Here is a 26,316-nt window from a genome sequence, read left to right on the forward strand (position 1 = left end):
AGTTTGACGCAGCCAGCGGGAAAAAGGACAGTTTGCGGGCATAGCTCTAAAAGCCGTAGCGGGTATACCGCTTCGCCTTGCGGTCAATGCACTGCACGTAGCGGTAGTTGCCCTTCAGGTGGGCTTCTTCCAGCAGGCGGCGGCCAATGCCCGCGCACCTGTCGCAGGCGCTGATGGGGATCTCTATGCCCACGCTGAGCGGGTTCACCGTGGACCATGTTTCTATCTTCACCGTGCCCGAACAATCCTGGCACAGCAGCACCGACTCCACCTGGCTCTCGCTGATGCCATCGGTATCGTAGTAGATGTCCTTGGTGCGCACCCACCAGTCGCCGGAACGCTCCCCCTGCTTGGGCAGGGCCGGGGGCTTGCGCCACACCTTCAGCATCTCGTCGCACAGCCGCTCGATGTACGTGCTCACCTGGTCCGACTGGGCGATGGCCGCCGGGTCGAATTCCGGCTCGCGCACCCCGTCGAAGTCCAGCCCGGCCATGGCGAGACATATCCCGAGATTGACGTACGGCAGCGCGCCCTGGATGGCGTAGCCGCCTTCCAGCACGGCGATGTCGGGGTTCAGCCGCCTGTTCAGCATGGCGTAGCCCCGGGCCGTGAAGTTCATGTTGGTGATGGGGTCGGAAAAATGGTTGTCCTGCCCGGCGGAATTGATGATCAGGTCCGGCTTGAAGTCTTCCAGCACCGGCAGCACCAGATTGTCGATGACGTGCAGGAAGCCCTTGTCGGACGTGCCGGGCGGCAGCGGAATGTTCAAGGTGCGGCCCATGGCGTTGGGGCCGCCCAGTTCGTGCGGAAATCCGGTGCCGGGGTACAGGGTGCGGCCGTCCTGGTGCAGCGAGATGAACAGGGTGTCGCGGTCGTTCCAGTAGATGTCCTGCGTGCCGTCGCCGTGGTGGCAGTCGGTGTCCACGATGGCCACGCGCAACGGGCCGTAGTGCTCGCGGATGTGTTCGAGCATCACGGCTTCGATGTTGATGTTGCAGAACCCCCGGTTGCCGTGCACCACCTTCATGGCGTGGTGGCCCGGCGGGCGCACCAGCGCGAAGGCCTTTTCCTCTTCCTTCTCCATCACCAGCCGGGCGGCGGTGATGGCCCCCCCGGCGGAGATGAGGTGCGACTTGGTGCACACGCTCTCCACGCCGGGAATGCAGAAGTGCACGCGCTCCACGTCTTCGCGGGTGGCGATTTCGGGCTTGTATTCGGTGATGCCCGCGATGTCGAACAGCCCTTCCTCGCGCAGTTGGTCCTGCGTGTAGAGCAGCCGTTCCTCGCGTTCCGGGTGGGTGGCGCTGATGGCCCAGTCGAAGGCCGGAAAGAAGATGATGCCCAGCCGGTTCTTTGCTTCCAGCATGGCAACGTCCTTCGCGGGCGCGGCCCGCAGTTAGGCGTGCGCCAGTGTCACGGGCGCGCCGAGGCGGCCGCAAGGGCGGCCCGCACGGCGCGCATGACGTCCTCGAACACCTCGTCGGGCGTGCGGGTGGCGTCCACCACCCTGAACCGCGCCGGATTGAGCGCGGCCCACGTCAGATAGCCTTCGCGCACACGGGCGTGAAAGGCAAGGTGCTCCGCCTCGAATCGCCCTTCGGAAACGCTGGTGCCGTCCTGCAGGTTGCGGGTCATGGCCCGGCGCAATCCTTCCTCGGGCGGCAGGTCGAACACCAGGGTCAGGTCGGGCCACAGCCCGCCAACGGCCATGTCGTTCAGTTCGCGCAGCCGCTCGGGGTCCAGGCCGCGCCCGTAGCCCTGGTAGACCACGGTGGAGTCGGCGTAGCGGTCGGACAGCACCACCACGCCTTCGGCCAGGGCCGGGCGGATCACCTGCCCCACGTGCTGGGCGCGGTCCGCCAGGTACAGGAACAGTTCCGCCTCGGGCACGATGTCGTCGTTGGAAAGGTCCAGCAGGATGGAGCGCAGCGTGCGCCCCAGGCGGCTGCCGCCCGGCTCTCGCGTGAGCAGCACCCCGTGCCCTTCGTCCAGCAGCGCCTGCTGCACGCGGTTCAGGGCCGTGCTCTTGCCGGAGCCTTCCATTCCTTCAAAGGTGATGAACATTGCGGGTTCCTGAAAAAATACAACTTGTTGATGGGCGGCAGCGTACTGCCGCCGTGGTCTACAGCAACGATGCCTGCACGCTCTGCGGCCCAACCTTGGCGGCATCGTCCGCGTTGTCGGCGCCTGCCTTGCTGCCGCCGCCCTTGTGAGCGGGGCCGCTCTTGCGCGCCGGGCGGGGTTCCTCGGGCGAGCGCGCCGGGCGGTACAGAAAGCGCCCCAGCGTGGGCTGGAACGGCGTCCAGCCGGTGGCGTCCTCTTCGTAGTTGGCGAACAGCCCCCGGAACTGGGCCATCTTGGCGTCCAGGTTGTCCGCGTAGTGCAGGGCCATGGCTTCCGCCGTCTTGGGCCGCCGGGGCGAACCGAATTCGTATTCGCCGTGGTGGCTGAGGATCAGGTGCTTGAAATGGGTCACCAGTTCCGGCGCAAGGCCGGACTTGCGCAGATGCGGCTCGATGCGTTCCAGCCCGATGTGGATGTGCCCCAGCAGGCGGCCTTCGTCGGAATAGTCGTTGGCAAGGCCGCCGGTAAGCTCCCACACCTTGCCGATGTCGTGGAACAGCGCCCCGGCCAGCAGGGCCTGGCGGTCCAGCTCCGGGTAGTGGTCGGCGATGCGCAGGGCCAGCCCGGCCACGGACAGCATGTGCTCCACAAGGCCGCCCACGTAGGCGTGGTGCACCGACTTGGCGGCGGGCGCGGCCAGCAGGCGGGGGGCGATGTCCTCGTCGCGCAGCACGGCCAGCACGAACTTGCGCCACGGCGCGTGGGTGAATTCCGCCTTGCACAGCGCGATCAGCTCGTCCAGCATCTCCTGCGCGGGGCGGGGGCTGGCGGGCAGGAACAGGCCAAGGTCCAGCCCGGCCTGCTCGGCGTCGTCCAGCACGCGCAGACGGCCAATGGTCACCTCCACCTTGTCGCGGTAGGTGCCCGAGCGGCCCTCCACGTCCACGATCTGCCCGGCGGTCAGGTCGGGATAGGCCTGGCTCTGGGGGCTCCAGATCTTGGCCTCCATGCTGCCGGTGGCGTCGCGCAGTTCCAGCCGCCAGAAGGGGCCGTTGCGCGACTGCTGCAGGGTGGCCGAACCGAGCAGGAACAGCCCGCTCACCTCGTCGTTGGCGGCGATATCTCGTATGGTTTGTCTTTTTTCCATGTGCGTCGTAAGGAAGCGGCCATGCCCGGTGCCTTGGCGGCAGTAAAAACGCCGGGGCGCGGACGGAACAAATGCCCGCGCGGGGATGGCCAATTTGCCGCAAGGTGCCCGCATTTCGGCCACATTGTCAATGTGAACGGCACGCCGGACGGGCGGCTGATGCGTCCCGCACGCTGCCCGTCCGCAGCCTGACAAACCGCCATTTGCCCGCAACGTGCCCGCCATGCTGCCGCCTCCGGCACGTCGCCGTTTCCGGGCAGCATGCGCATCACGGCACCGAAACATCACGCAACAGCATCACGGGGCGCGCTGCATCATGCCGCCCTACAGAGAAAGGATACCCCATGATCGTAGCCCTGACCAACGACGACGGCATTCAGGCACCCGGCCTGCGCGCCATGTACAAGGCCCTGCTGGACGCCGGGCACGAAGTGCACGTGGTGGCCCCGGTCACCGAGCAGTCCGCCGTGGGCCACGCCGTGACCATCAGCCTGCCCCTGCGGGTGAAGGAATTCCACGAAAACGGCTTTCGCGGGCGCGGGGTGTACGGCACCCCCACCGACTGCGTGAAGCTGGGCCTGTCCTGCCTGCTGGACAAGAAGCCCGACGTGGTGGTGTCCGGCATCAACGCCGGGGCCAACGTGGGGCCGGACATCCTGTACTCCGGCACGGTGTCCGCCGCGACGGAGGCTGCGCACATGGGCTACCCCGCCCTGGCCGTTTCGTACGATTCGTTCCGCCCGGCCGACCTTTCCGGCCAGGCCGCCCACGCCGCCAGCCTGCTGACCACCGTGGACTGGAAGGCCCTGCCCCCCCGCTGCGTGGTGAACCTGAACTACCCCGCCCTGCCCATGGCCGACGTGAAGGGCGTGCGAGCCTGCCCCCAGACCCGCGCGGTGTGGAAGGACTGGTACGACCACCGGACGGACCCGCGTGGCGGCTCGTACTGGTGGCTGAACGGCACCATCCCGCCGGAAACCGTGGCCCCCGGCACCGACCGCGCCCTGCTGACGGAAGGCTGGATCACCCTGACCCCGCTGCGCTTCGACTTCACCGACCACGCGGCCATGGACGTGCTGGCCGGCGTGCAAACCACACCCCAGGCCGACGGCGGCGAAGCCTAGCGGCCGCGCGGCGCGCCACGGCCGCCCCGCCGCACACCGCCTGCCTTCCCGTTCCCTCTGGCGTTGCGCAAGGACGGGCCGCCCCGCGCGGCCCGTCTTTATTTTTTCCCCGGGTTCGGGTATTATTCCCGCGCCTTCGTTGACAGGCCGTGCCCGCCCCCCTACAGCATGGAAGCATACCCCCCAAGGGGCGCTTCCGTGGTCCTTTCGGGGCGCTGCGGACGGGTCTGCACCCACAGCCCCTTCCGAAGGCATGCCCGGTTCGCGCCCGCCCCCCGCATCGGCACTATCGGCGGCACGCGACCAACGAACACATTTCCACAGCCGGACCAGCAGGCATCCCGCCCGTCCGGCACCAGCAGGAGGAACCCCATGCCGCTGACCGGTCCCAAGCAGATGTTCGAGCGGGCCTACAAGGAAGGGTACGCCATCGGCGCCTTCAACGTGAACAACATGGAGATCATCCAGGGCATCATGCAGGCGGCCGGCGAGGAAAAGGCCCCGCTGATCCTTCAGGTTTCCGCCGGGGCGCGCAAGTACGCCGGGCAGAACTACATCGTGAAGCTCATCGAGGCGGCCCTGCTGGACACCGACCTGCCGGTGGTGCTGCACCTGGACCACGGCCAGGACTTCAACATCTGCAAGGACTGCATCGACGGCGGGTTCACCTCGGTCATGTACGACGGCTCGCACCTGCCCTACGAAGAGAACATCGCCGTGACCAAGCAGGTGGTCGAATACGCCCACGCGCGCGGCGTGTGGGTGGAGGCGGAACTGGGCCAGCTGGCGGGCGTGGAGGACGAGGTGTCGGCCGAGCATTCGGTATACACCGACCCCGACCAGGCCGTGGACTTCGTGAAGCGCACCGGGTGCGACTCGCTGGCCATCGCCATCGGCACCAGCCACGGCGCGTACAAGTTCGCGGGCGAGGCCAAGCTGGACTTCGCGCGGCTGGAAAAGATCACCAACATGCTGCCCGGCTACCCGCTGGTGCTGCACGGGGCCTCCAGCGTGCCGCAGGAATTCGTGGACATGGCCAACACCTACGGCGGCAAGGTGGGCGGTGCCAAGGGCGTGCCCGAAGACCTGCTGCGCAAGGCGGCCACCTTCGGCGTGTGCAAGATCAACATCGACACCGACATCCGCCTGGCCATGACCGCCACCATCCGCAAGCATTTCATGGAAAAGCCAGCTGACTTCGACCCGCGCGCGTACCTGAAGCCCGCGCGGGACGCCGTGAAGAACATGGTCCAGCACAAGATTCGCAACGTGCTGGGTTGCTCGAACAAGATCTAACCGTTTTTAGGGGAACGGACTCATGATCAAGCTTGGGATGAACGGGTTCGGCCGCATCGGCCGCTACCTCGTCAGACTGCTGGCCGACACCGACGACCTTGGCGTGGTGGCCATCAACGCCCGCGCCGACAACGCCTCGCTGGCCCGCCTGTTCAAGTACGATTCGTGCCACGGCACCTTCCGGGGCGAAGTGGCCCATGACGACGCCGGGCTCATCGTCAACGGCCGCCACATCGCCGTCACCCGCGAACGCGCGGGCGAATGGAAGTGGAAGGACCTCGGCATCGACATCTCGGTGGAAACCACCGGCACCATCAAGGACCGCGCGGGCCTTGCGCAGCACCTGGCCTGCGGCGCGAAGAAATCAGTCATCAGCGCCCCGGCCAAGGACGCCGACGTCACCGTGGTCATGGGCGTGAACCATGGCGACTACGACCCGGCCAGGCACGACGTGATCTCCGCCGCCTCGTGCACCACCAACTGTCTGGCCCCGGCCGCCAAGACCATCCACGAGGCGTTCGGCATCAAGCACGGCCTGATGACCACGGTGCACTCGTACACCATGAGCCAGCGCATCCTGGACGGGTCGCACAAGGACCCGCGCCGCGCCCGCGCCGCCGCCCTGTCCATGATCCCCACCACCACCGGGGCGGCCAAGGCCACCACGCTGGTCATCCCCGCGCTGGCGGGCAAGCTGGACGGCATGGCCGTGCGCGTGCCCACCCCCAACGTGTCGCTGGTGGACCTGACCTGCGAACTGGAGCGCCCCACCAGCGTGGAAGAGGTGAACGCCCTGCTGAAGGCCGCGGCCGAAGGCCCGCTGCTGGGCAACATGGGCTACACCGAAGAGCCGCTGGTGTCCGTGGACTACATGGGTTCCATCTACGGCGGCGTGGTGGACGCGCTGTGCACCAGCGTCATCGACGGCACCATGCTGAAGCTGATCATCTGGTACGACAACGAAGCGGGCTTCACCAACCAGCTCGTCCGGCTGCTGCGCATGGTCGGCAAGGACCTGTAGGGCTGTTGCCAGCAGAATGAAAAAAAACGGCGTCCATCCCCTTGTGGGATGGACGCCGATCTCTTTTCGGATACCGGAAGCAAATACCCGATCAGCACTCCACCACGCTGACCGCGAGCCCGCCGGACGACGTTTCCTTGAACTTGGCGTTCATGTCGCGCCCTATCTCGGCCATGGCCGCGATGACGCTGTCCAGGGTCACCCGGTGGTGGCGCGGGTCTTCGCAGGTGGACAGCAGGCAGGCGTTGTAGGCCTTCACCGCGCCCACGGCGTTGCGTTCTATGCAGGGAATCTGCACGAAGCCGCCCACCGGGTCGCAGGTAAGGCCAAGGTGGTGCTCCAGCGCGATTTCCGCCGCGTTCTCCACCACGTGCACCGGGTTGCCGCGCGCGTGGGCCAGCATGGCGGCCGCCATGGCCGATGCCACGCCCACTTCCCCCTGGCAGCCCATCTCGGCCCCGGCGATGCCCGCGTTGTGCTTGGCCAGAAAGCCCACGGCGGCGGAGGCCAGCACCCCTTCGCGCACGGCCCGGTCGCCTATGGCCAGGTCGTGGCGCATGGCGTAGAGCAGCGCGGGCATCACCCCGGCCGCGCCGCAGGTGGGCGCGGTGACGATGACCCCGCCCGCCGCGTTTTCCTCTGCGGCGGCGAAGGCGTAGGCGTTCAGCCGCCCCAGGAAGGAATCCACCGCGTTGGGCAAACGCTGGGCGCGCATGAGCAGCACGCGGGCCTTGCGGTGCACCCCCAGGGTGCCGGGCAGCGGCCCGCCGTCTTCTATGCCGCGCCGCACGCTGGCCTCCATCAGTTCGATGATGGCGGCAAGGCGGTCCAGAATGGCGGCGCGGCCCATGCCGGTGACCGCCATCTCGTTTTCCAAGATAAGCTCGTGGATGGTCAGGCCGGTTTCCACCAGCCGGGCGCGCAGTTGGGCCATGCTGCGGTAGGGATGCACGGGCCGTCCGCGCTCTTCGGGCTGCCAGCCCTTCCACTGGATGAACCCGCCGCCCACGGAATAGTATTCCCGTTCGCACAGCACCGCGCCGTCCGCGTCCAGCAGTTCCATGACCAGCGTGTTGCTGAAGGGATGGGCATGCTGCACGGCATCGCGCTGCACCGTGCTTTCCGACAGCACCAGGGTGGCGGGGCCCAGGCGTAGGGTGCGTTCGCCTTCCGGCAGTGCGGGCAGCGATTCCAGCAGGCCCGGCGGACAGGTGGCGGGCCGATGCCCCAGCAGCCCGGCCAGCACCGCGCCGGTGGTGCCGTGCCCCACGCCCGTGGCGCTCAGCGAGCCGAACAGGCGCACCCGGATGCCCGCCGCGCGGGCCAGCACCGAGGCAGACAACGCCCCGCACAGCGTGCGGAAGTCGTGCCCGGCCTTCATGGGGCCTATGGTATGGGAGCTGGACGGGCCGGGACCGGCCTCGAACATGTCGAACAGCGACGTTTCTATGGTGGCGACCAAAGGCTGCATTCCTACTCCCGGCTGTCGTGGAAAAAGGCGCTCCATTCCAGCGCGCCCGCATAGGCCATGGCCAGGTCGGCCTGGGTCAGGCCCATGGCCGTGCCGCTGGACAGCACCTCGTCCCAGCGGCCCCGCTCGTAGTGCTCCATCAGGTCCAGCCACGGCGCGTAAGGGCCGGAGTGCCCGGCCAGGGCCTCGGCCAGATCGTCCACCAGCGGCAGCGAACGCAGCAACTCGGCCAGCGGCAGGCACAGCAAGGGTTCCAGCAGCGAGAACAACCCCAGCATGAACAGAGCGCCCGACTGCGCGGCGGGGGGCGTGCCCTGCCCGGTCGCGCGCACGGCGGCGCGGGATGCACACAGCTCCAGGAACTTGGCGCGCAAGGCCGAAACGGCGATGAGTTCGCGCGCGATGGGCCCGGTGTCGAATTCCGAAAGCACGGTGACGCACAGCCACTGCACCAGGTTGCGCGTGCCCAGCAGCGAAATGCCGTGCTGGATGGAGGTGACCTTCACCGGCAGCCCGAAATGCACGGAATTGATGTAGCGCAACAACTTGTACGAAAGGGCCGCGTCCGACCGCACGACTTCCGTGGCGGCCTTGATGTTCATGTCGTCGCGGGCAAGGGTGGCCAGAAGGCGCATCTTGGCGGCCTGCGAACTGTCCAGCCGCCTGCCGTGCACCAGTTCCGGCCTGCTGAAGAAGAACCCCTGAAACAGCGAGAAGCCCAGCGCCTCGCACTGGCGGTGGGTGGCGAGGTCCTCCACCTTTTCCGCCAGCAGCAGACACGGGCGCGAGCGCAACGCGGCCACGTCGCGCGCCAGTTCCGCCAGGGGGCGGCCCAGCACGTCGAACTTGACGATGTCCGCGAGGTCGAGCAGCCCTTCCAGGCCGGGCTGTCCGGCGTAGTCGTCCACCACTATCAGGTAGCCCTCGTCCTTGAGCCCGGACAGGGCCTGCACCACCGGCACGCTGGCGGGCACCGTCTCCAGCACCTCCACCCCGCAGACGTCGGCGGGCAGGATGCGCGGCGTACCGGCCAGCAGCATGTCCGCCGCGAAATTCACCAACAGGCGCTGGCCCGCGCCCAGGGAAGGCCTGACCATAGCGAACCCGTCCGCGATGACCGATGCGGTGGCCACGCTGGCGTCCACGTCCAGTGCGCAGCATTCGGGGGAATCGGGGTTGCGGAACAGCAGTTCGTACCCCCACACGTCGCCCGCCGCGTCGAACACGGGCTGCCGGGCCACCAGCAACGATGGGGCGCACTCCGCGTCCGGGGTGCCCGGTGCGTTCGGAGTTGCCGACGCGCCTTCGTCCGCCGTCCCCGACAGGCCGGGGCAAGCGGGACCATCATCACCCGCAAGGCCGAGCAAAGACCGCATGCGCTTGAGCATGAGCGAAATCCCTTCCCCCCAGGAGGTTCCCCCTACCCCGCGCCGACGGGCGCGGTCCCTGCGGGCCTCCGCAAGGTCGTGGCGGACTTTATGCGGTATGCCGCATGTCGGTCAACAAGGCGATACCGCTTGGCGCGCAGCACCCGAAGGGGAGGAGATACGATGTCTAGCAGCGCTTGCCGCGCGGCTTGCCCGAGGCGGCACCGGGCGATTTGCCGACTGGCCTGGTGGTCGATCTGCCCGCCGGTTCGCCCCCTGCGCCCCCATCCGGCCCGGTCTCCTTCGGCCCATCCAGCCGCAGCGTTTCCTCCAGCCCCGCGTCCGGCGTCACGGCAAGCGAACGCGCCACCGCGTCCACCCGCACCGCACCGGCGGCGGCCCCTTTCACGGCGCGCACGTCGCGCACCAGCGCCACCATGATCCGGGCGCGGGCGGCGGCGCGCTGCCAGCTTTTCACCGCCACCAGCGCGGCGGCCTCGGCCAGGGTGCGTTCCGGCACCTCGTGGGCTGGGTGGTCACGCCGGATGATCAGGTGCGCGCTGGGGCCGTCCTCTGCGTGCAGCCACCAGTCGAAGGGCGAGGCAATGCGCAGCAGTTCGGCGTTGCCTGCGGCGCAACGGCCCCGCAGCAGCAGAAAGCCGTCCGTACTGCGAAAGCGCTGCACGTCGCTGCCGGTTCCGGCGGCAGGGGGCTGCCTGCGCGAACCGGGGCCACCCTTGTCCGGGGGCGCGGGCACGAAGCGGGCCTGATGCGGCGGCAAACCTTCTCCGGGGGGCATGGCGGCGGACTGTTCGGCCACGGCCAGGGCGCGGGCCACCTCGGCCCGGCGGCGCTCCAGCATGGCGAGGCCGCGCGCGCCACGGTCGGAGCGGTGAAACATGGCGGCCATGTTCTCGCGCACGGTCCGCAACGGGTCGAGGGGGATGGTGCGCGGGGGCGAGGCGAATTGGCCGGGCGTGTCATCACCCGGCATTTCGGGCCCCGCCATTTCGGGCACCACCACTTCGGGCAGGCGCGCGTCCGGTGCGAAGCGGTACAGCACGCCCTGCAAGGCCACGGCGTCGGCCCGCTGATCCAGCAGGCCGCGCAGGCGGCGTTCCTCGTCGTCCAGCTTGGCCAGCAGGCGGCGCAAGCGTTTTGCCTCTGCCCTGAACGGCGCGGCGGCCTCCGTTCTGGCCGCGTCGGCAAGCCCGGTGAACGCGGCGGCCTCGCCCATGATGGCAGCCGCGTCCAGGGAGGATTCATGCACCTCTTCCGCGCGGTTTCCGCGCAGGGATGCGGGCAGGGGCCACGCGGAAAGCTCGTCCGGCTCGCCGGGCCCCGTCCCGCCGTCGGCGGCGGGCTGGCGGTACAGGAACACGTCGCCCTCGCCGGAATCCAGGTCCACCAGCAGGGCGCAGGCGTCGAGCACGCCGTCTTCCGATGCTGCCGGAAGCTCCGCCCCGCGTGCATCGTGCTGCCCCGGCCCCACGAGGGCGGCCAGCGTGCGCCGCAGCGCCGGGGTCAGCACCGGGTTCGCGCCGGTGCTGCCGCCAGCGCACAGCGCACGCAACGCCTCCCGCGCATCCTCCAGATTCGCGGAAGCCCCCGAGGGCGGCGGCAGGTGCGGCCAGTCCGGTTCCGCGCCGAAATCAGGGGGCAGGACATCCACGAGGTGCATGCCTTCGCGCAGATCCAGCAGCACCAGCGTGCCCTGCCCGGCTGCCCCGCCGGTCCCGGCGGCCATGCGCAGGGCCAGTCTGCGGCGCGGCCAATCGCACCCCGCCCATTCCACGCGCCGCCCGGCCAGATGCTTGCGCAGCAGCATCACCTGCGCGTCGGGCCGGGCCGGGTTGGGCGGCTTGTGCGCGGCCAGGTACAGCAGCGGCGCGCGCCGCCCGTGGCGCAGCACCAGCACCTGCTTGCGCCCGGCGGCGAAGATGGTGAGGGAATGGATGTCCGGCGCGGGCGCGTGGATCTTTTCGATGCGCCACCCGGCAAGCAGCGGGATCAGCGCCCGGCAGACTCGGCGGAACAGATGGGCGTCCATGGCAGGGTCCAAACGAAAGGATGGCGAAAGGGATGGCCAAGGGGAAGGCGGCGGGAACGACGAACAGGCGCGCGGGGGCAAGAGGCCAAGGGGGGCGGAAGCGGGCGTACCCCAGCGCGAATCCCGCACAACGCGCCCGAAGCGGTGAACGCGACAGGCACGGCAGGCGCGACAGGGCACGACGGCGCGCCCGGTATGGCCGACGCGACGGATACGATGGGCACGGCCGAAACGACGGAAACGACCTAAACGACCAGCACCAACAGCGTGACGTGCGCGCGGGGTGCTCCAAGAAAAAACGGCCCCTCATCCCGGAAGGGCTGAGGGGCCGCTGGTGGCTTCTAATCGCCTCGGACGCGCTCGTCGTCTTCCTGCTTGCTCTTGCAGTTGATGCACAGCTTGGTAACGGGGCGCGCCTTCAGGCGCGGCACGCCGATCTCCTCGCCGCAATCGTCGCAGATGCCGAAGGACCCGTCCTCGATGCGGCCCAGCGCCGCCTGAATCTTCTTGATCAACCGGCGTTCGCGGTCGCGGATGCGCAGGGTGAAGGCGCGGTCCGACTCCATGGTGGCGCGGTCCGCCGGGTCGGCGAAGACCTCGTTGTTATCCGTCATGTCTTCCAGCGTCAGGTCGCCCTTCTGCGTGGCTTCTTCCAGCATCTGGGTCAACAGTTCGCGGAAGTACTCGATATCCTTCTGGTCCATGGGGAACCTCCTCGCGGTACGCAGCGCGCCGCCGAAAAACGGCACGCGTGCCGGGTGGGGCTGTCGCTTGCAAGGCAACTGCCATAAATCATCCGGCAGATAAAAGTAAAGGGGCCAGGGGTGATTTCCGCCCCCGGAAGTCGGTGGGTGGCGCGCAAAGACGTTGGTGGCCGCCGACTGACCGCCTATAAACCACGGATGGCGCGGAACGAGGGGAAGGAACGGAACATGCGCCGAGAACGGCGATCGGATTCCGGCGGCGCGCCGAAGAGCGTGCCCGGCGGCGTGCGCATCCCCCCCTCGGCCTGGCGCCGGACAGACCGGAATCGCACCCGCCCCCGCGCCGCCGCACTTTCTCCGGCCGCAAACCCGCACCAGGCAACATCTTGCGGGAAGCGGTCGATATTTTGCGAGAACCCTGCTTGACAGGGAGCGGGGCTGTGACGTAGAAGGCTCTCCTCGTTGAGCGGGAGTAACTCAGTGGTAGAGTGCAACCTTGCCAAGGTTGAAGTCGCGGGTTCAAATCCCGTCTCCCGCTCCAACGAAACCGATGAGGCGGCATAGCCAAGTGGTAAGGCAGAGGTCTGCAAAACCTCCATTCTCCGGTTCAAATCCGGATGCCGCCTCCAGCATCGGTGCGGGAGTAACTCAGTGGTAGAGTGCAACCTTGCCAAGGTTGAAGTCGCGGGTTCAAATCCCGTCTCCCGCTCCACCGTCTTCTTCGGGCACGCCACGCAAAGCGGCAAACCCTAGCGATACCCCACCATTAGCGGGAATAACTCAACGGTAGAGTGTCAGCTTCCCAAGCTGAAGGTTGCGGGTTCAAATCCCGTTTCCCGCTCCAGAACTTCAGGCCCTTGTGCAACATGCACAAGGGCCTTTTCAATTTTCACGACTTCTCCACTTCAAACAGGGGGATATCTACTGCAAACACTGCTTCCGCGCCACTTCCGCCGCCAGCCCCCTGCCCGCCCCATCCGGCGACACCGCATCTCCCCAAGATTTCAACACATGGTTGCCGCGCCATCCGCCTTGTCGATTGCTAATATATGCCAGGCTATGTACATTGGATCAGAGACGCAGCGCTGCCGCAGCGCCGCCCCATGCCCGCAAGGCATGCACGTCGAAGCACTCTGTCGCCACGCATCGCACCCCTCGCCGCCATGCGGCACGGATGCCCCACCCCGCGAAGCGGTCCGGCCACACCTCATCCCCCCCCAAGGGAGCATTGCCATGAGCCTGCCGAGCCTATCCGACCTTTCCACCACAAGCCCCCAACTGTCCTTCATGGACGCGTGCATGCCGCCTCCGAACCCGGCGGATTCACTGTACCTCGACGTCAGACAGGACAGGGATGCCGATGGTTCGGCCAGGTACACCATCACCGGAATGCACGTGGTGCTTGCCAAGGGCAACCCCAACCACCTTTGGGAAACGCTGCACGTCGACCGCACCACGCAGAAGCTGGACCCGGCCAATCCGCGCAACGCCATCAGGTCCGTATCCATATATTGCGACCGGCTGGAAGTGCACGGCGAACTGTGCATGCCCGAGGCGGATGTGACCATCCATGCCAGGGAACTCGTCTGGGCGGACCGCGCCTCCGCCATCAATGTCTCGCCGCTGGGCTGGGCCGCCGACAAGGCGGCGGACGCCCAGGGCACATCCCCCGGCCAGAATGGCGCCCATGGCAGAAACGCCGGCAGCCTCAACATATTCGCCGCCAGCGTATCTCCGGCCAACGACGGCGACGGCAGGCTGCTGGCCTCGGGCGGGTGCGGGCAGAATCCAGGCCGGGGCCTTGACGGCGCCAATGGCGAAAGCCGCAACTCCTGGAACTCGTACACAAGCGAGATGCACGACTCCCACATTACGGTCAGCTACGGCAAGACGACCTTCGACCCTCCGGCCGTCTACATCGACTTTTCCTGGCACTGGGGCCCCACATCCCTGAGCAGCACGACCCAGGGCGTCAACAAGCTTCCCACCGACGGGCAGAACGCCGTCGCCCCCGGCAAGCCCGGCAACGCGGGCGACGGCGGCAGGCTGCGGACCAACCTGCCGGAACTGGCCAGATGCCTGCGCAACGCGGGGGGAAGCGCCGGGGTGCAGGATCGGGACTACCGGGGCGGGGCAAAAGGCGTTCCGCAGAAGAGCGCCACGTACACGGTCGTGTTCTGGCACAATCTTCTGGGCACCAAAAACGCCACCGTGAACCAGACCAAGAACGAAGAACGCACCACCAAGGACGGCGTCAACGCACCCGCGCCCGCCGCCGGCAAGCCCAAAGGCAACGCGCCCGCCGCCGACATCGTCAATGCCCCCAACGCCTGGCTGCACCCGCTGGGTGTGCAATGCGCCCTTACCTACATGCGCGACCTGTTCCTTTCCGGCTCGCGCGACAGCCTGCTGGCCCTTGTCCTGGCCTATGAACAGGCCTTCGCCGCCGCCCCCGGCAACGAACACTGGCAGGACGAATACGGCAAGGCCCTGCTGACCTCCGTCCGGACGGAGCTTGCCTCGCTGCTGCAAAAGCTGCACGGGCACCTCGACTACTTCGGCAACCCCGCCGGATACACGCCCTTTCTCTCGTTGCAGAGCACGACGAAGCTCTACAAGGAAGAAACGGAGCGCGCGCTGCGCAGCCTGCTGCTGGCCCGCTGGATATGCGCCAAGGATCGCGACGCCAGGGAATCGGCCAAGGCTCTTGGCGAAGCCGTGGCCATGCTGAACACGGACACGACGCAGGCCGCCGCACGCCTGGCGGAGGCCGAAGCGCGCATTCGCGACGCCGACGAGCGGATCAAGGTCGTCAAGGAAGAACTGAACGGCCTGGGCAACGACCTGGAAGCGCTGCGCAGCAAGCTGCTCAAGAAGGCCGAGGCAAGCGAGGACCGCAAGGCCAAGATCAAGTTCTGCATCCACATGGCCAGTGCCATCTGCCAGGTGATACCCGTGGGCCAGCCCGCCCTGGGCGCGGTGGGCACCCTGGCCTCCACGGTCACCCCGCTCATCGACGGTGCCAGCGGCAAGGCCGTGCCGGACACCCTTTCCGAGATGGGCAAGGTGCTGGACAAGGCCAGCGCCGCCTCCAAGGAAGCCAGAAAGGCCAAGGAAGCCGCCGAAAAGGAAGCCAAGGACCTTACGGCGGACCAGAAGGCCGCCAAGGCCAAGGCGGCAACGTGGGCTCAGGTGGGGGCCGGGCTGGGACCCGCCATCACCGAAGTGGCCAAGGGCATCCAGTCCTTGCAGGTGCCCCAGGCGGCCGTGGAGGCCGAGTTGCAGCGTCTGGAGGCCGACAGCCCCGAGTGGGCCTCCCTGACCAAGAAGATCAGGGAGGTCAACGACCGCAAGACGGGCCTGCTGACCACCACCATCAACGCCTTGCAAGAGCTGGGCGAATGCTACGCCCGCATCAGCGCCAACGGGGCCGCCGTGGTGTCCATGAGCCAGGACATGGGCAAGACCGTGGGCAAGGTGGACGACCATTCCCTGAGCTTCATCCGGCAGATGGACCAACGCTCGCGCATGACCCTGACCCGCTACGTCTACCTGATGGTCAAGGCCTACCAGACCACGGTGCTGGAACCCATAGAACTGGAATGGAAGACCAGCGAACTGACGGACAAGATTCTCAACCTGGTGGGCCCCGAAGGCGGATTCGACGCGGCATCGCTGGATGCCCACACCAAGGTACTGCTGCCCGTCTACGAGGAAAACCTGAACACCGTCCGCCGCAAGCTGTTGAAGGAATACAGTTTTGACGAAAGCACCTTCGTCCTGCAACTGGGGTTGAGCGACAGCCAGACGCCGCTGGACATGGACCAGTTGAACCGCACGCTGCGCACCGTGGTGGACCCCATGGAGTTCGGCCTGCTGCTGCCGGACCAGCACCTGGCCAGAATTGCCCGGATCACCCTGAAGGCCGTGGAGTTCGACCCCGACGGGCCGAAGATGCCGGAACACGTCAACATGGTCGTCTCCGTGCAGCCCGGCAACACCGGCGCACTGCGCAAGGGCGAACGGCTCTGCTCGCTGTTCAGCGAATACCCGCTCAAGTGGAGTTGGACCTGCATGTCCGACGGCACTATCAAGGCCAGCGAACGCAGCCAGGCGGCGGAGGACATCCTGAACCTCATCTTGGGGCAGGATTCGGAAAAAATCCGGCAGAAGGTGGCCTTGCCCCCGGTGTGGTCCAAGCTGTTCGTCAAGGTCGCGTTTTCCCCCATCCTCGGTCAGGACAAACGACCGAAACTGCGGCGGCTGCTCTTCGAATTCGCATGCGATTCATCCCCTGCCCCGGAACATCAATGCGTGCTGGCGGTCCGCTCCGTCGGCGGCAACGGCGGCGCGGTGGTCAGTTGCTCGCGGGACATGGGGAACCGGGGTGACGGTTTCGGCAGCATGCTGCGCGTCTACCCCAGGGGGGCCACGGTGACGCTGTCCGTCCCGGAAGTCGAAGGCGGCGCCGCTTTCGAGGATTGGGACCTCGTCGGCAGCCAGTTGGACTGGAAGGACGTGCGGCAGCGGCAGGTAAAGGTCCCCCTGGATGATCACGTGCTGGCCCTGTGCAACTGGACGCAGGCCGACGGAAAGCACGGCGTCTTCGTGCTGAACGACGCCCTGGACAGAAAGGCCCTGCACGCCCTCACCCCCGAGGAAAAGCGCAGCCCCGTCTTTCAGACCCTGAACAGCATCGTGGAGGCCAGGGACGACAGCACGAAGAATCTGCCCGTGTACCACGAGCCCAGCGAGGATTCCCCCGTTCTGGGCCTTGTGCCCGACATGGCGCAGGCCGATGTGCTGGAACATGGCGGCGACGACTGGAACAAGGTCGATTTCAAGGGCGTGATCGGCTGGGTTCGGGCCGCGCCACCGGCCGACTAGCTGCCCGGCGGCTGTCGGTCACGCCCCGCCCCGGCATGCTGTTCCGAAAAGGCCGGGACGAACGTCCGTGCCCTGATGACGCAAGGAAAACATCTTCCCCCATCGATTGCGTGGGAGCATGCGGCGGGATGCTCCCACGCCCGGCGTTGCGGGGCGGCAATCCGACCGGCATCGGGGAAAGGCGTTTCGGAAAATGCCGGAAAGGAGCCGCGGGTTGTTGACAACTGCCCGCCAAAAAGGGTAGCTCTCCCTCCGCACGAGGGAACGGCGGCTTCGCCCCGCTCCGCGTGCCGCCCGAAAGGGCGGGAGTAACTCAGTGGTAGAGTGCAACCTTGCCAAGGTTGAAGTCGCGGGTTCAAATCCCGTCTCCCGCTCCAAAATTTCGCCCCGCAGGGGCACGGAAGGCCGCCGCAGGGCGGCTTTCGTCGTTTTTGACGGCGGCAAGGCACCATGGGAAGGCGTGCCGCCCCAACCGTTCCGGTGCACCCGCATCCTCCCGGCCCGCCCCCTTCTGCCGCCGGACCTGCCCCGGCCATGGCCGCCATCCCCGGCCCTTCCCTCTGTCGCCCGCCAGTGCATCGCCATCCTGCCACTGGCGGCCCCACCCGCGCCAAGCCCCCGCGCGCATCCACCGCCTCCCGCAAAGCAGTTGCTCACCGGCGCTCCACGGCATATGCCGTATCCATCATCTCCAGCCGCAGGACGCCACATGTCACGCCTTGCCCTTCGCCTTGCCACCCCGGAAGACGCCGCCGCCGTGACCGCCGTGTTCCACACGGCCATCCACGGCAAGGCGGCGCGCAGCTACGACGCGGAGCAACTGGCCGCGTGGTGCGCGGGGCGCGACGAGGCGCAGTTCCGGCGCGACCTTGCGCGGGGCATGAACCCGTTTCTGGTGGCCGAAGCGGTGACCGGCGGCGGCCCGGCGGCCAGCCTCGCCCGTATCGTCGGCTTCGGCGCGCTGCGCGGTGACGAGGTGGCCTACCTGTATGCCGCGCCGCAGGCCCCGCCCGGCACCGGCGGCGCGCTGCTGCGCGAACTGGAGCGCCGGGCGGTGGAGCAGGGCTGGCCGGAACTGCGCCTGACCGCCTCGCTCAACGCCCTTGATTTCTACAAGGAGCACGGCTACCGCGAACTGCGCCGGGACATCCGGGCAATGTCGGTGGATGGCGGCTTCGTGCGGCTGGTGGCGGTAGAGATGCGCAAGCGGCTCGAAAACAATGACATGCCTGTGCGAAGTGCGGGCAAGGACGCGCAAGAGCGGCTCGCTGCTGATGCCGCCTCGCGGCCGTCCCCGGCGCAGGCAACGGCGCGGCCCCCAGATCGGCCCCCAGATCGACACACGGACCGGCCCCCAGATCGGCCCCCAGATCGGCCGGACCAGGAAACCGACGCCGCACCCGCCGAATAGTCCATCCGGCGTCCCGCGCGCGCACCGCGCGCCTGTTCCCCGCCGACGCCGCTCGCAAGCGCGTGCTTACCCTTGCCTCGCTTGCGCTGCCCGCCCGCTTGAGGCATGAACTCCGGACGCGCCACCGTTCGCTGCCCTTGCGGCCACCGGCATCCGGACCTTACCGGATGTTCGTGCCCGGCCCTGCCCCGGCGTGCCCCACGGCAACCGGCCTTGGCAGTCGCGAGATCGCACCAGACCACACCTGCTTGGAAAGGACAGAGCATGACCGCACAACCGGAAACCCCGGCACACGATATGACCGCATCGCCGAACGCATCTCCGGACGCGCACGCCGCAGAGCTGGAACGCCTGCTGGCCACGGCGCGCGAACGCTACGAGGTGGGCTTCGAAACCCTCACCGTGGACGACGCGCCCCTGGAAATCCTGCAAATCCGCAACATGACCGGCCACCTCGACCGGCTCATCGCCGCCAACGCCATCAAGGACCCGCTGCGCGACCTGCCCCTGTGGGCCAAGATATGGCCCGCCTCGTTCCTGCTGGGGCGCTTTCTGCGCAAGCTGGACCCGGCGGGCAAGAGCCTGCTGGAAGTCGGCGCGGGCTGCGGCGTCACCGGCCTCATCGCCGCGCGGTACGGCTTTGCCCGCGTGACCATCACCGACGTGAACGACGACGCCCTGCTCTTCGCGCGCATCAACGTGCTGCGCAACGGCCTGGCCGACCGGGTGGAGGTGCGCCGCTGCGACATCACCGCTGCGCGGCTGGACACCCGCTACGACGTCATCGCCGGTGCCGAGATCCTGTATCTGGAAGACCTGCACCGCCCGCTGGCCAAGTTCCTGGCCCGGCACGTGGCCGCAGGCGGGCAGGCCATGCTGTGCACCGACAAGCGCCGCAAGGCCGCGCACTTCCTGAAGCTGGCCGGGCGCGACTTCGACGTGGCCGAGCAGCCCGTGGGCATCAAGTCCACCGGCGACGACGGGCAGGAGGAACGCCGCCTGTTCCTGGTGCACCGGCTCACCCCCAAGCGCTCTGGCGCTGCCCCCGTGGCCACGGCGTAACGCCCCGGCCCGGTCCCTGCCCGAAGCTCCGGGCCATCCCCGATCCTGACGGACCACGGCCGCTTCCGCCCGCCGGACATGCCGCCCCATATCATCACAAGACCATCACGGACCTGCGCATGATCAAGCTCTCCCCCTGCCCCAAGGGCTATACCAAGGATCAGGACAAGGCCACCTCGCCGGTGGAAACCGTACGCCGCGTGCGCGAACGCCTTGCCAGCCTCGACGTGGACATCCTTGCCGAAACCCGCCGCGTGGACGTGGACCGGCTGGGCATTCCCGTGTTTCTCAGCATGTGCGGGGCCGACGCCAAGCGCGTCATGCCCACCCGCAAGCAGATGGGCAAGGGCGCGTCGGTGGAGCAGGCAGAGGCATCGGCCCTGATGGAACTGATGGAGCGCTACAGCTTCTTCACCTTCTGGCGCGACATGCCCGGCATGGTCGAGGCCACCTGGAGCGAGGCGCGGGCCCGCTTCGGCGACGCCCTGCTGCCCGTGCAGGAAATCGCCAAGTCGGTGCACGACCCCATCGCGCCGGAGAACGCCGTGCGCGCGCTGGACCTGATCCGCTGGAAATTCTTCCCGGCCACAATCATCCCGCGCGAGGGCAGCGAAGGCCGCGAGGTGTGGCTGCCGCTGGACTGGTTCAAGAAGCTGGGCGAATTCAACGGCTCGTCGGCGGGCAACACCGAAGAGGAATCCATCCTCCAGGGCGCGTGCGAGCTGGTGGAGCGCCACGTGTGCTGCGTCATCGACCAGACCATGCCCGAGCTGCCCACCATCGACATTTCGCCCGCAGGCGCCAGCGACGACGCCGTGCTGCGCGACCTGCTGGACCGCTTTGCCCGCCACGGCGTGCAGGTGGTGCTGAAGGACTTTTCCCTGGACCTGCCCGTGCCCACCGTGGGCGCGGTGGCCTGGGACCCGGCCACCTTCCCGGCCCGCTCGGAAATCGTGTACACCGCAGGCACCGCCGCCACCCCGGTCAAGGCAGCCGTGCGCGCCCTGACCGAAATCGCCCAGCTCGCCGGGGATTTCATCACCGGGGCCTGCTACGAGGCCTCCGGCCTGCCCAAGTACGAACGGCTGGAAGACATCGAATGGCTGCGGCGCGGCCCCGTGGTGCCGCTGGCCTCGCTGCCCACCGTGGAATCCGACGACATCCTGCGCGAACTCACCACCCTTTCCGACGGCCTCGCGCAGCAGGGCTACTCCCTGCTGTCCATCTCCACGAAGAACCCGGCCGTGGGCGTGCCCACCCATTACAACATCGTGCCGGGGTTCCGCTTTCGCGAACGGGACAAGAACGCCTCCATCGGTCTCTTCGTCGGCCGTATCCTGAGCGAGGAGGCCGACGCCGAAACCGCCCTGCAAGGCCTTGAGGTGCTGGAGGAACTGTACCCCGGCGCGCACTTCGTGCCGTTTTTCCGGGGCATGCTGGCCCTGCGCGGCGAAGCCATGGACGAGGCGCGCCACTGGTTCGAAATCAGCGAACCCCTGCAGCCCGACGCCGATGCGCGCGGCCTTGCCGCCTTCTATGCCGCCTACGTGCATACCCTGGCCCAGGACTGGGCCGCCGCCCTGCCCGGCTTGGACCGCGCCGTGGCCGCCTGCCCCGATATGAAGGAATACTTCAACCTGCGCGGCGTGTGCCACTTCAAGCTGGGCGACTACACTCGGGCCGCCGCCAACTTCGAAAGCGTGCTGCGCCTGGACAAGGGCTCGGTCATCGACCTCGCCAACCTGGGCCTGTGCCACAAGTTTCTCGGCGATGCCGACACCGCCGCCCACCTGCTGGAAGCCGCCCTCGAAATCGACCCCACCCTCGACTTCGCCCGCACCCATCTTGCGGAATTGCAGGCCCAAGTGGGGTAGGGAAAGACGAAAAGCGAACCGGGGGAAGGAACCTTTTAAAAAAGGTTCCTTCCCCCGGACCCCCATCCTCCCAAACTTTTTAGTTGGGGTGGGTAGCGGAGACCTGACTATTCGGACGAACGGAAACAGGGAGAAGGCAGTTGCCTTCTCCCTGTTTCCGTATGGCAGGATAAAGGGGGCGCAGGGGACGGCAGCCGTTATGCGAGTCTTCGAGCATTACGGATGGCGATCGCAACGCGCGGTAGCCCCCTGCCCGCCGGAGGCGTATAAAAAAACAGCCCGTCCCTGAACGCCGTTGGCGTACAAAAACCGAAAGTCGCGCTACGCGGCAGGCCCACTGGTCTGCTGGTCGCGCTCGCGGATTTCGGCGCGCTTGATCTTGCCGCTGATGGTCTTGGGCAGTTCTGCCACGTAGTCGATGATGCGCGGGTACTTGTACGGCGCGGTCACCTTCTTCACGTGGTCCTGAAGCTCCTTGGTCAACGCCTCCGAAGCGGTGTAGCCCGTGGCCAGCACCACGGTGGCCTTTACGGCCTGTCCGCGCAGCGGGTCGGGCACGCCGGTCACGGCGGCCTCCACCACGGCGGGGTGGGCCACCAGGGCGCTTTCCACCTCGAACGGTCCGATGCGGTAGCCGGAGCTCTTGATCAGGTCATCCACGCGGCCCAGGAACCAGTAGTAGCCGTCTTCGTCCATCCAGGCCTTGTCGCCGGTGTGGTAGTAGCCGCCGAACAGGACCGAGGCGGTCTTTTCCGGCTCTTCGAGGTAGCCCCGGAACAGCCCCACGGGCAGCCCCTCGGCCACGCGCACGCAGATTTCGCCTTCCTCGCCGGGGGGGCAGATGTTGCCCACGGCGTCCTTGAGCACCACGTCCCAGCCGGGCATGGGGCGGCCGATGGAGCCGGGCTTGGGCTCCATGCACGGCAGCGTGGCGATCTGCAGCGTGGTTTCGGTCTGGCCGTACCCCTCGTGGATGGGCAGCCCGGTAGCGGCCTTCCAGTCGTGGAACACGCTGTCGTTCAGCAGTTCGCCCGCCGTGGTGCAATGGCGCAGCTTCGAGAGGTCGAAGGCGGACAGATCCTGCCGGACCAGAAAGCGGTACACGGTGGGCGGCGCGCAAAAGGTGGTCACGGCGTGGTCGGCCAGCACGCCCAGCAGGGCAGCCGGGTCGAACTTGCCCCGGAAGTCGTACACGAACACCGAGGCCCCGGCCATCCACTGGCCGTAGAACTTGCCCCACACCGCCTTGCCCCAGCCGGTGTCGGCCAGGGTCAGGTGCAGGTCGCCGGGCACCAGGTCGTGCCAGTACATGCCGGTCAGCAGGTGCCCCAGCGGGTAGGTGTGCACGTGCTCCACCATCTTGGGCATGCCCGTGGTGCCGGACGAGAAGAAGATCAGCAGCGGGTCTTCACCGCCCGCGAAATCCAGCGGGCTCTCCGGACGGGGGAACTTCGCCTCGGCCGGGGTGAAGATGGTGTCGTAGTCCACCCAGCCGCGCGGCAGCGCATCGCCCCCCACCTGCACGCACACGGCAAGGCCGGGACAGTCGGGCCGGGCGGCCTCCACGCGGTCGGTGATGGAATGGTCGACGATGACACACTTGGTCTTGGCGCGCTCCACGCGGAACACGATGTCCTTGGGGGTGAGCTGCGCGGGGGCGGGGATGGCTACCGCGCCCAGTCGGTGCAGGGCCAGCATGGACACCCAGAACTCGATGCGCCGGTACAGCACCAGCATCACCCGGTCGCCCTTGCGGATGCCCTGCAGGCGCAGCGCGTTGGCCAGCTTGGCCGAGGCCTCGGCCATCCACGCGAAGGTGTAGTCGCGCCGCACGCCCGCATCGTCCACGTGGGCGACGCACAACCGCTCGGGGTCGGCCGCCGCGATGCGGTCCAGCACGTCGAACGCGAAGTTGAAGGTGTCCGGGGCGTCGTTGCTGAATCTGGCGCAGAATTCCTTGTAATCCCTGGCGGTGAATTTGGTCGTGTAGGTCATGGGTACATCCCTGCGAAGCGATCCCTTGCGGGCTTGTTGACTGATGGCGTGTACGGCGCGCCCCATTTTGGCGGGGGGGGCGTTTCCTGCGGCGTGACAGCGGGTTTGGCCCGAAGGGCTTGTTTTCCTGCCGGAAAACAAGCCCTAGCTAATCACGTCCAGAAACACCGCGTCCGCGCCGTCAAGGCCGCGCAGGGCGTGGGGGATGCGCGAACTGAAGTACAGACTGTCGCCCGCGGCCAGCACGTGGCGCGCGTCGTTCAGCCATATCTCCAGGCGGCCTTCCAGGATGTAGATGAATTCCTGGCCGCGATGGTAGTTGAACACCAGGTCCTTTTCTTCCTTGGCCGGCACGCGCACCAGAAAGGGCTCCATGCGCCGGCTGGTGAAGCGCGAGGCCAGGTTCCAGTAGTCGTAGTCCTTGCGGCGCTGCACCGAAAGGCCCTCGCCCTTGCGCACCAGGCTGTACCCGTGCAGGTGGGCGTCGCCGCCGGAAATGAGGGCCGTCAGGTCCACCCCGCACTCGCGGGCCACGTCGGTGAGAAAGCTCACCGGAATCTCCACCTCGCCGCTTTCGAAGCGGGCGATCTCGGCGGCGGTGACACCCACCTTGTCCGCCAGTTCCTGCTGCGAGAAGCCACAGGCGTCGCGCAGCCCGGCCAGGCGTGGCGCGATTTCCTTGTAGGGCGGTTGCTGCATCGTCCGGTCCTCCTGTTGTGCTACAGCGCCCCCGCATCGTGCAGTGGCGCTCTCCATCGCTGGGGGAAGCATTGCGATACCCCAGCGTGCCGTAAATGAAAAGCCTGTGAGGCCGAAGGCATCCGAGCGCCGCGTCCGTTGGTCTGCCTGCTCGCGGGGCTGTTCGGGGGGGCCGCTCGGGGGCGCGAAAAAGGCGGCGCGGACCGGGGAGGCCCGCGCCGCCGTGATGGCATGCGCCCTGCCGACCGCATGCGCGGCGGCCCCCCCATGGTCAGGGGTAGGTAATTCGGCCGTTGCGCTCGATGAGCGACAGGGTGTTGGACACCTGGCGGCCCAAGGGCGTTTCGCGGCTCATCTCGCGCTCAATGGAGGTGATGCCCTTCAGCACCGTGGAATGGCGGCGGCTGAAGCGGTCGCCGATCTCCTTCAGCGAAAGTTCGGTGTGCTTGCGGGCAAGGTAGAACACGGAGTTGCGGGCAACCACGTATTCGCGCTTGCGGCTGCGCGAATTGAGCTGCTGCGGCGAAATGCCGAAGCCTTCGCACACCTTGCGCACGATGCCCTCGAAGTCCATGACCACTTCCTGCTGGGCGTAGTGGCCAAGCACTTCCCAGGCCATCTCCATGGAAATCTGCCGGTTCAGCAGCTTGGCCTTCAGCACCAGGTTGTGCAGGCAGCTTTCGATCTGGCGCACGTCCGAGCGGATGCGGTCGGCCAGAAGGTCGGTAACGTTGTCGGGCAGCATCACCTGGTGCAGGCGCGCCTTCTCGCACAGGATGCGGCGGCGCGTTTCGAAGCCGGGCTTGTCGATGTGGGCGAGAAAGCCGGAGCAGAACCTGGACACCAGCTGGGTGTCCAGGTTCTTGAGGTCGCGCGGGGCAAAGGAGCTGGAAAGCACCACGCGGCTGCCGCGCGACTTCAGGGCCTTCACCGTGGCCAGCACCTCGTCCTGCATGCGCTCTTTGCCCTGCAGGAAATGCACGTCTTCCAGCAGCAGCACGTCCACGTCGCGGTAGCGGGCCTTGAAGCGGTCCACCTCGCGCGCCTTCAGTGCGGCGATGAGCCGGGTGGCGAATTCCTCCGCCGTCAGGTACTCCACGCGCGGCGCGGCGCGGTTGCTGACGCCGCACAGGGCATGGCCCACGGCCTGCATCAGGTGCGTCTTGCCAAGGCCCGGCCCGGAACTGAGGAACAGCGTGTCGGCCGAAAGGCTCTCGCGGCTGATGCCGCGCGAGGCCGCGTAGGCCAGTTCGTTGTTGGGCCCCACCACGAACGAGTCGAACGAGAAGCGCCAGTTCAGGGCGCGGGTGGAGGCGGGCATGTCCAGCGGCAGGCCCAACTGCGAGGGATGGGCAACGCCGGACGCGGTGCGCGCGGTCACGGACTGCGCGGCGTGGGCGACATGCACGGCGGGAGCGGCGAGCGGTGCTGCTTCGTGCGCGGGGGCATCGGCCACGGCGTCCGCTACGGGCGCATCCGGCCTGCCCGTGCGCAACGGGCGTGGCGCGGAGCCCGGCGCCGCTGCGTCCACCACCACGGTGGGCGCGCTGCCGAGCACGGCGGTGGCCGCCTGCACGATGTCATCCAGCAGCCTGTCGCGGACCCAGGCCGCAACGAATTCGTTGGGAGCCACCAGGCGCAGCACGTCGTCCCGGACCTCCGCCGCCAGCGGCGAGATCCAGACCTTGAAGAGCCCCGGGTTGAGACTCTTTTCTAGAATATTCTGAATTTGGCCCCAAATTGAAATCATGGTGCTTGGTTTACGGAGTTCAGGGCCGGGTTGCAACGGAGAAAAAGCGCCTGTCGTCATACGGAACCCGTGCCCTGTTTCCCAAGACTTCTTCTGGCGCAATACGCTGTAATCACAGAATCTAACCTTTCGATGGCGTCATTCCGCCCTTTTCGGGATACCTTGGCTGGCAAGACTTTCCACAGCCGGAGGCCATAGTTTTTCACATCAATCAAAAAACTTTTCCACAGGCACTTTTTTGATTTTCGTCCAAAAATTGCCCGTGCATCAATTTTTTTTCACCATGTCACTCCCCGCGTGAAACAAAACAGGGCCAAAAGTGCCCCGTGTAACCTCGCAGGCACGCACAACGCCACGCCGCCGCCAAGAAACATGGCATATGCCCGGCGGTGCG

17 protein-coding genes and 5 tRNA genes are annotated in these 26,316 nt (G+C 67.3%); 12 read left to right on the forward strand and 10 right to left on the reverse strand.

The genetic code is table 11. The features are described from left to right. Nucleotides 1-46: 46 nt before the first annotated feature. From RVX_RS10270 to RVX_RS10280, 3 genes are read right to left on the reverse strand one after another with little or no spacing between them, the layout of a single operon-like run. On the reverse strand, nt 47-1,366 hold the full coding sequence (locus RVX_RS10270) for a histone deacetylase (RefSeq protein WP_116305778.1): 1,320 nt from the start codon (nt 1,364-1,366) through the stop codon (nt 47-49). Nucleotides 1,367-1,413: 47 nt separating this feature from the next. After that, nucleotides 1,414-2,064: a dTMP kinase gene (gene tmk, locus RVX_RS10275; RefSeq protein WP_116305779.1), complete on the reverse strand. Its 651-nt coding sequence runs from the start codon at nt 2,062-2,064 to the stop codon at nt 1,414-1,416. Between the two features lie 58 nt (nt 2,065-2,122). Beyond that, nucleotides 2,123-3,211: a 3'-5' exoribonuclease YhaM family protein gene (locus RVX_RS10280; protein WP_116305780.1), complete on the reverse strand. Its 1,089-nt coding sequence runs from the start codon at nt 3,209-3,211 to the stop codon at nt 2,123-2,125. A gap of 344 nt (nt 3,212-3,555) precedes the next feature. On the opposite strand from RVX_RS10280, the gene surE reads away from it, so the two are divergent. The 3 genes from surE (at nt 3,556) to gap (ending at nt 6,652) form a co-directional block, all read left to right on the forward strand. Then, nucleotides 3,556-4,335: a 5'/3'-nucleotidase SurE gene (gene surE, locus RVX_RS10285; RefSeq protein ID WP_116305781.1), complete on the forward strand. Its 780-nt coding sequence runs from the start codon at nt 3,556-3,558 to the stop codon at nt 4,333-4,335. Between the two features lie 372 nt (nt 4,336-4,707). Next, nucleotides 4,708-5,631: a class II fructose-1,6-bisphosphate aldolase gene (gene fba / locus RVX_RS10290; RefSeq protein ID WP_116305782.1), complete on the forward strand. Its 924-nt coding sequence runs from the start codon at nt 4,708-4,710 to the stop codon at nt 5,629-5,631. A 22-nt stretch (nt 5,632-5,653) separates the two neighbouring features. Further along, complete coding sequence (gap, locus tag RVX_RS10295; protein ID WP_043610225.1) at nt 5,654-6,652, forward strand: type I glyceraldehyde-3-phosphate dehydrogenase; 999 nt, start codon at nt 5,654-5,656, stop codon at nt 6,650-6,652. A 91-nt stretch (nt 6,653-6,743) separates the two neighbouring features. Here gap and RVX_RS10300 read toward each other — a convergent pair whose 3' ends face one another. The 4 genes from RVX_RS10300 to dksA all read right to left on the reverse strand — a co-directional run bounded on the left by RVX_RS10300 (nt 6,744) and on the right by dksA (nt 12,244). Next, the gene (locus RVX_RS10300; protein WP_116305783.1) at nt 6,744-8,123 is read right to left on the reverse strand and encodes an L-serine ammonia-lyase; all 1,380 of its coding nucleotides are present in this window, start codon (nt 8,121-8,123) and stop codon (nt 6,744-6,746) included. Nucleotides 8,124-8,125: 2 nt separating this feature from the next. Continuing rightward, nucleotides 8,126-9,511 carry an EAL and HDOD domain-containing protein gene (locus RVX_RS10305; protein WP_230404541.1) on the reverse strand — a complete coding sequence of 462 codons (1,386 nt, stop codon included), beginning with the start codon at nt 9,509-9,511 and terminating at the stop codon, nt 8,126-8,128. A gap of 166 nt (nt 9,512-9,677) precedes the next feature. Then, entirely contained in the window at nt 9,678-11,540 is a 1,863-nt protein-coding gene (locus RVX_RS10310) for an NFACT RNA binding domain-containing protein (RefSeq protein WP_116305785.1), read from the reverse strand. A 341-nt stretch (nt 11,541-11,881) separates the two neighbouring features. Next, nucleotides 11,882-12,244, reverse strand: a complete 363-nt coding sequence (gene dksA, locus RVX_RS10315; RefSeq protein ID WP_007527960.1) for an RNA polymerase-binding protein DksA — start codon at nt 12,242-12,244, stop codon at nt 11,882-11,884. A gap of 466 nt (nt 12,245-12,710) precedes the next feature. On the opposite strand from dksA, the gene RVX_RS10320 reads away from it, so the two are divergent. From RVX_RS10320 to RVX_RS10360, 9 genes are all read left to right on the forward strand, one after another. Beyond that, nucleotides 12,711-12,785 (forward strand) — tRNA-Gly (locus RVX_RS10320). A 13-nt stretch (nt 12,786-12,798) separates the two neighbouring features. Beyond that, nucleotides 12,799-12,873: transfer RNA gene (locus tag RVX_RS10325), tRNA-Cys, on the forward strand. Between the two features lie 8 nt (nt 12,874-12,881). Beyond that, nucleotides 12,882-12,956, forward strand: a tRNA-Gly gene (locus RVX_RS10330). Nucleotides 12,957-13,013: 57 nt separating this feature from the next. Beyond that, a tRNA-Gly gene (locus tag RVX_RS10335) sits at nt 13,014-13,088 on the forward strand. Nucleotides 13,089-13,477: 389 nt separating this feature from the next. Beyond that, complete coding sequence (locus tag RVX_RS10340; protein WP_116305786.1) at nt 13,478-17,131, forward strand: SH3 domain-containing protein; 3,654 nt, start codon at nt 13,478-13,480, stop codon at nt 17,129-17,131. Nucleotides 17,132-17,433: 302 nt separating this feature from the next. Then, nucleotides 17,434-17,508, forward strand: a tRNA-Gly gene (locus RVX_RS10345). Between the two features lie 332 nt (nt 17,509-17,840). Then, nucleotides 17,841-18,542 carry a GNAT family N-acetyltransferase gene (locus RVX_RS10350; protein WP_230404542.1) on the forward strand — a complete coding sequence of 234 codons (702 nt, stop codon included), beginning with the start codon at nt 17,841-17,843 and terminating at the stop codon, nt 18,540-18,542. Between the two features lie 264 nt (nt 18,543-18,806). Next, complete coding sequence (locus RVX_RS10355) at nt 18,807-19,604, forward strand: class I SAM-dependent methyltransferase (RefSeq protein ID WP_116305788.1); 798 nt, start codon at nt 18,807-18,809, stop codon at nt 19,602-19,604. A gap of 119 nt (nt 19,605-19,723) precedes the next feature. Beyond that, nucleotides 19,724-21,478 (forward strand): YcaO-like family protein, encoded by a 1,755-nt coding sequence (locus tag RVX_RS10360; protein ID WP_116305789.1) that lies wholly within the window; start codon nt 19,724-19,726, stop codon nt 21,476-21,478. 321 nt (nt 21,479-21,799) lie between these two features. Here the strand turns inward: RVX_RS10360 and RVX_RS10365 are convergent, their stop codons facing one another. The 3 genes from RVX_RS10365 to dnaA all read right to left on the reverse strand — a co-directional run bounded on the left by RVX_RS10365 (nt 21,800) and on the right by dnaA (nt 25,922). Then, entirely contained in the window at nt 21,800-23,473 is a 1,674-nt protein-coding gene (locus RVX_RS10365) for an AMP-binding protein (protein WP_116305790.1), read from the reverse strand. Between the two features lie 144 nt (nt 23,474-23,617). After that, nucleotides 23,618-24,172: a helix-turn-helix domain-containing protein gene (locus tag RVX_RS10370; RefSeq protein WP_116305791.1), complete on the reverse strand. Its 555-nt coding sequence runs from the start codon at nt 24,170-24,172 to the stop codon at nt 23,618-23,620. A gap of 271 nt (nt 24,173-24,443) precedes the next feature. Then, complete coding sequence (gene dnaA / locus RVX_RS10375) at nt 24,444-25,922, reverse strand: chromosomal replication initiator protein DnaA (RefSeq protein WP_116305792.1); 1,479 nt, start codon at nt 25,920-25,922, stop codon at nt 24,444-24,446. Between the last annotated feature and the right edge of the window lie 394 nt (nt 25,923-26,316).

It is taken from the genome of Nitratidesulfovibrio sp. HK-II (assembly GCF_003402415.2).
In the GTDB taxonomy this organism is placed as follows: domain Bacteria; phylum Desulfobacterota; class Desulfovibrionia; order Desulfovibrionales; family Desulfovibrionaceae; genus Cupidesulfovibrio.

Excerpts from the sequence above, each read along its gene's own strand:
- RVX_RS10270 (WP_116305778.1), bottom strand. The coding sequence starts at position 1,366 with ATGCTGGAAGCAAAGAACCGGCTGGGCATCATCTTCTTTCCGGCCTTC.
- tmk (WP_116305779.1), bottom strand. The coding sequence starts at position 2,064 with ATGTTCATCACCTTTGAAGGAATGGAAGGCTCCGGCAAGAGCACGGCC.
- RVX_RS10280 (WP_116305780.1), bottom strand. The coding sequence starts at position 3,211 with ATGGAAAAAAGACAAACCATACGAGATATCGCCGCCAACGACGAGGTG.
- surE (WP_116305781.1), top strand. The coding sequence starts at position 3,556 with ATGATCGTAGCCCTGACCAACGACGACGGCATTCAGGCACCCGGCCTG.
- fba (WP_116305782.1), top strand. The coding sequence starts at position 4,708 with ATGCCGCTGACCGGTCCCAAGCAGATGTTCGAGCGGGCCTACAAGGAA.
- gap (WP_043610225.1), top strand. The coding sequence starts at position 5,654 with ATGATCAAGCTTGGGATGAACGGGTTCGGCCGCATCGGCCGCTACCTC.
- RVX_RS10300 (WP_116305783.1), bottom strand. The coding sequence starts at position 8,123 with ATGCAGCCTTTGGTCGCCACCATAGAAACGTCGCTGTTCGACATGTTC.
- RVX_RS10305 (WP_230404541.1), bottom strand. The coding sequence starts at position 9,511 with ATGCTCAAGCGCATGCGGTCTTTGCTCGGCCTTGCGGGTGATGATGGT.
- RVX_RS10310 (WP_116305785.1), bottom strand. The coding sequence starts at position 11,540 with ATGGACGCCCATCTGTTCCGCCGAGTCTGCCGGGCGCTGATCCCGCTG.
- dksA (WP_007527960.1), bottom strand. The coding sequence starts at position 12,244 with ATGGACCAGAAGGATATCGAGTACTTCCGCGAACTGTTGACCCAGATG.
- RVX_RS10340 (WP_116305786.1), top strand. The coding sequence starts at position 13,478 with ATGAGCCTGCCGAGCCTATCCGACCTTTCCACCACAAGCCCCCAACTG.
- RVX_RS10350 (WP_230404542.1), top strand. The coding sequence starts at position 17,841 with ATGTCACGCCTTGCCCTTCGCCTTGCCACCCCGGAAGACGCCGCCGCC.
- RVX_RS10355 (WP_116305788.1), top strand. The coding sequence starts at position 18,807 with ATGACCGCACAACCGGAAACCCCGGCACACGATATGACCGCATCGCCG.
- RVX_RS10360 (WP_116305789.1), top strand. The coding sequence starts at position 19,724 with ATGATCAAGCTCTCCCCCTGCCCCAAGGGCTATACCAAGGATCAGGAC.
- RVX_RS10365 (WP_116305790.1), bottom strand. The coding sequence starts at position 23,473 with ATGACCTACACGACCAAATTCACCGCCAGGGATTACAAGGAATTCTGC.
- RVX_RS10370 (WP_116305791.1), bottom strand. The coding sequence starts at position 24,172 with ATGCAGCAACCGCCCTACAAGGAAATCGCGCCACGCCTGGCCGGGCTG.
- dnaA (WP_116305792.1), bottom strand. The coding sequence starts at position 25,922 with ATGATTTCAATTTGGGGCCAAATTCAGAATATTCTAGAAAAGAGTCTC.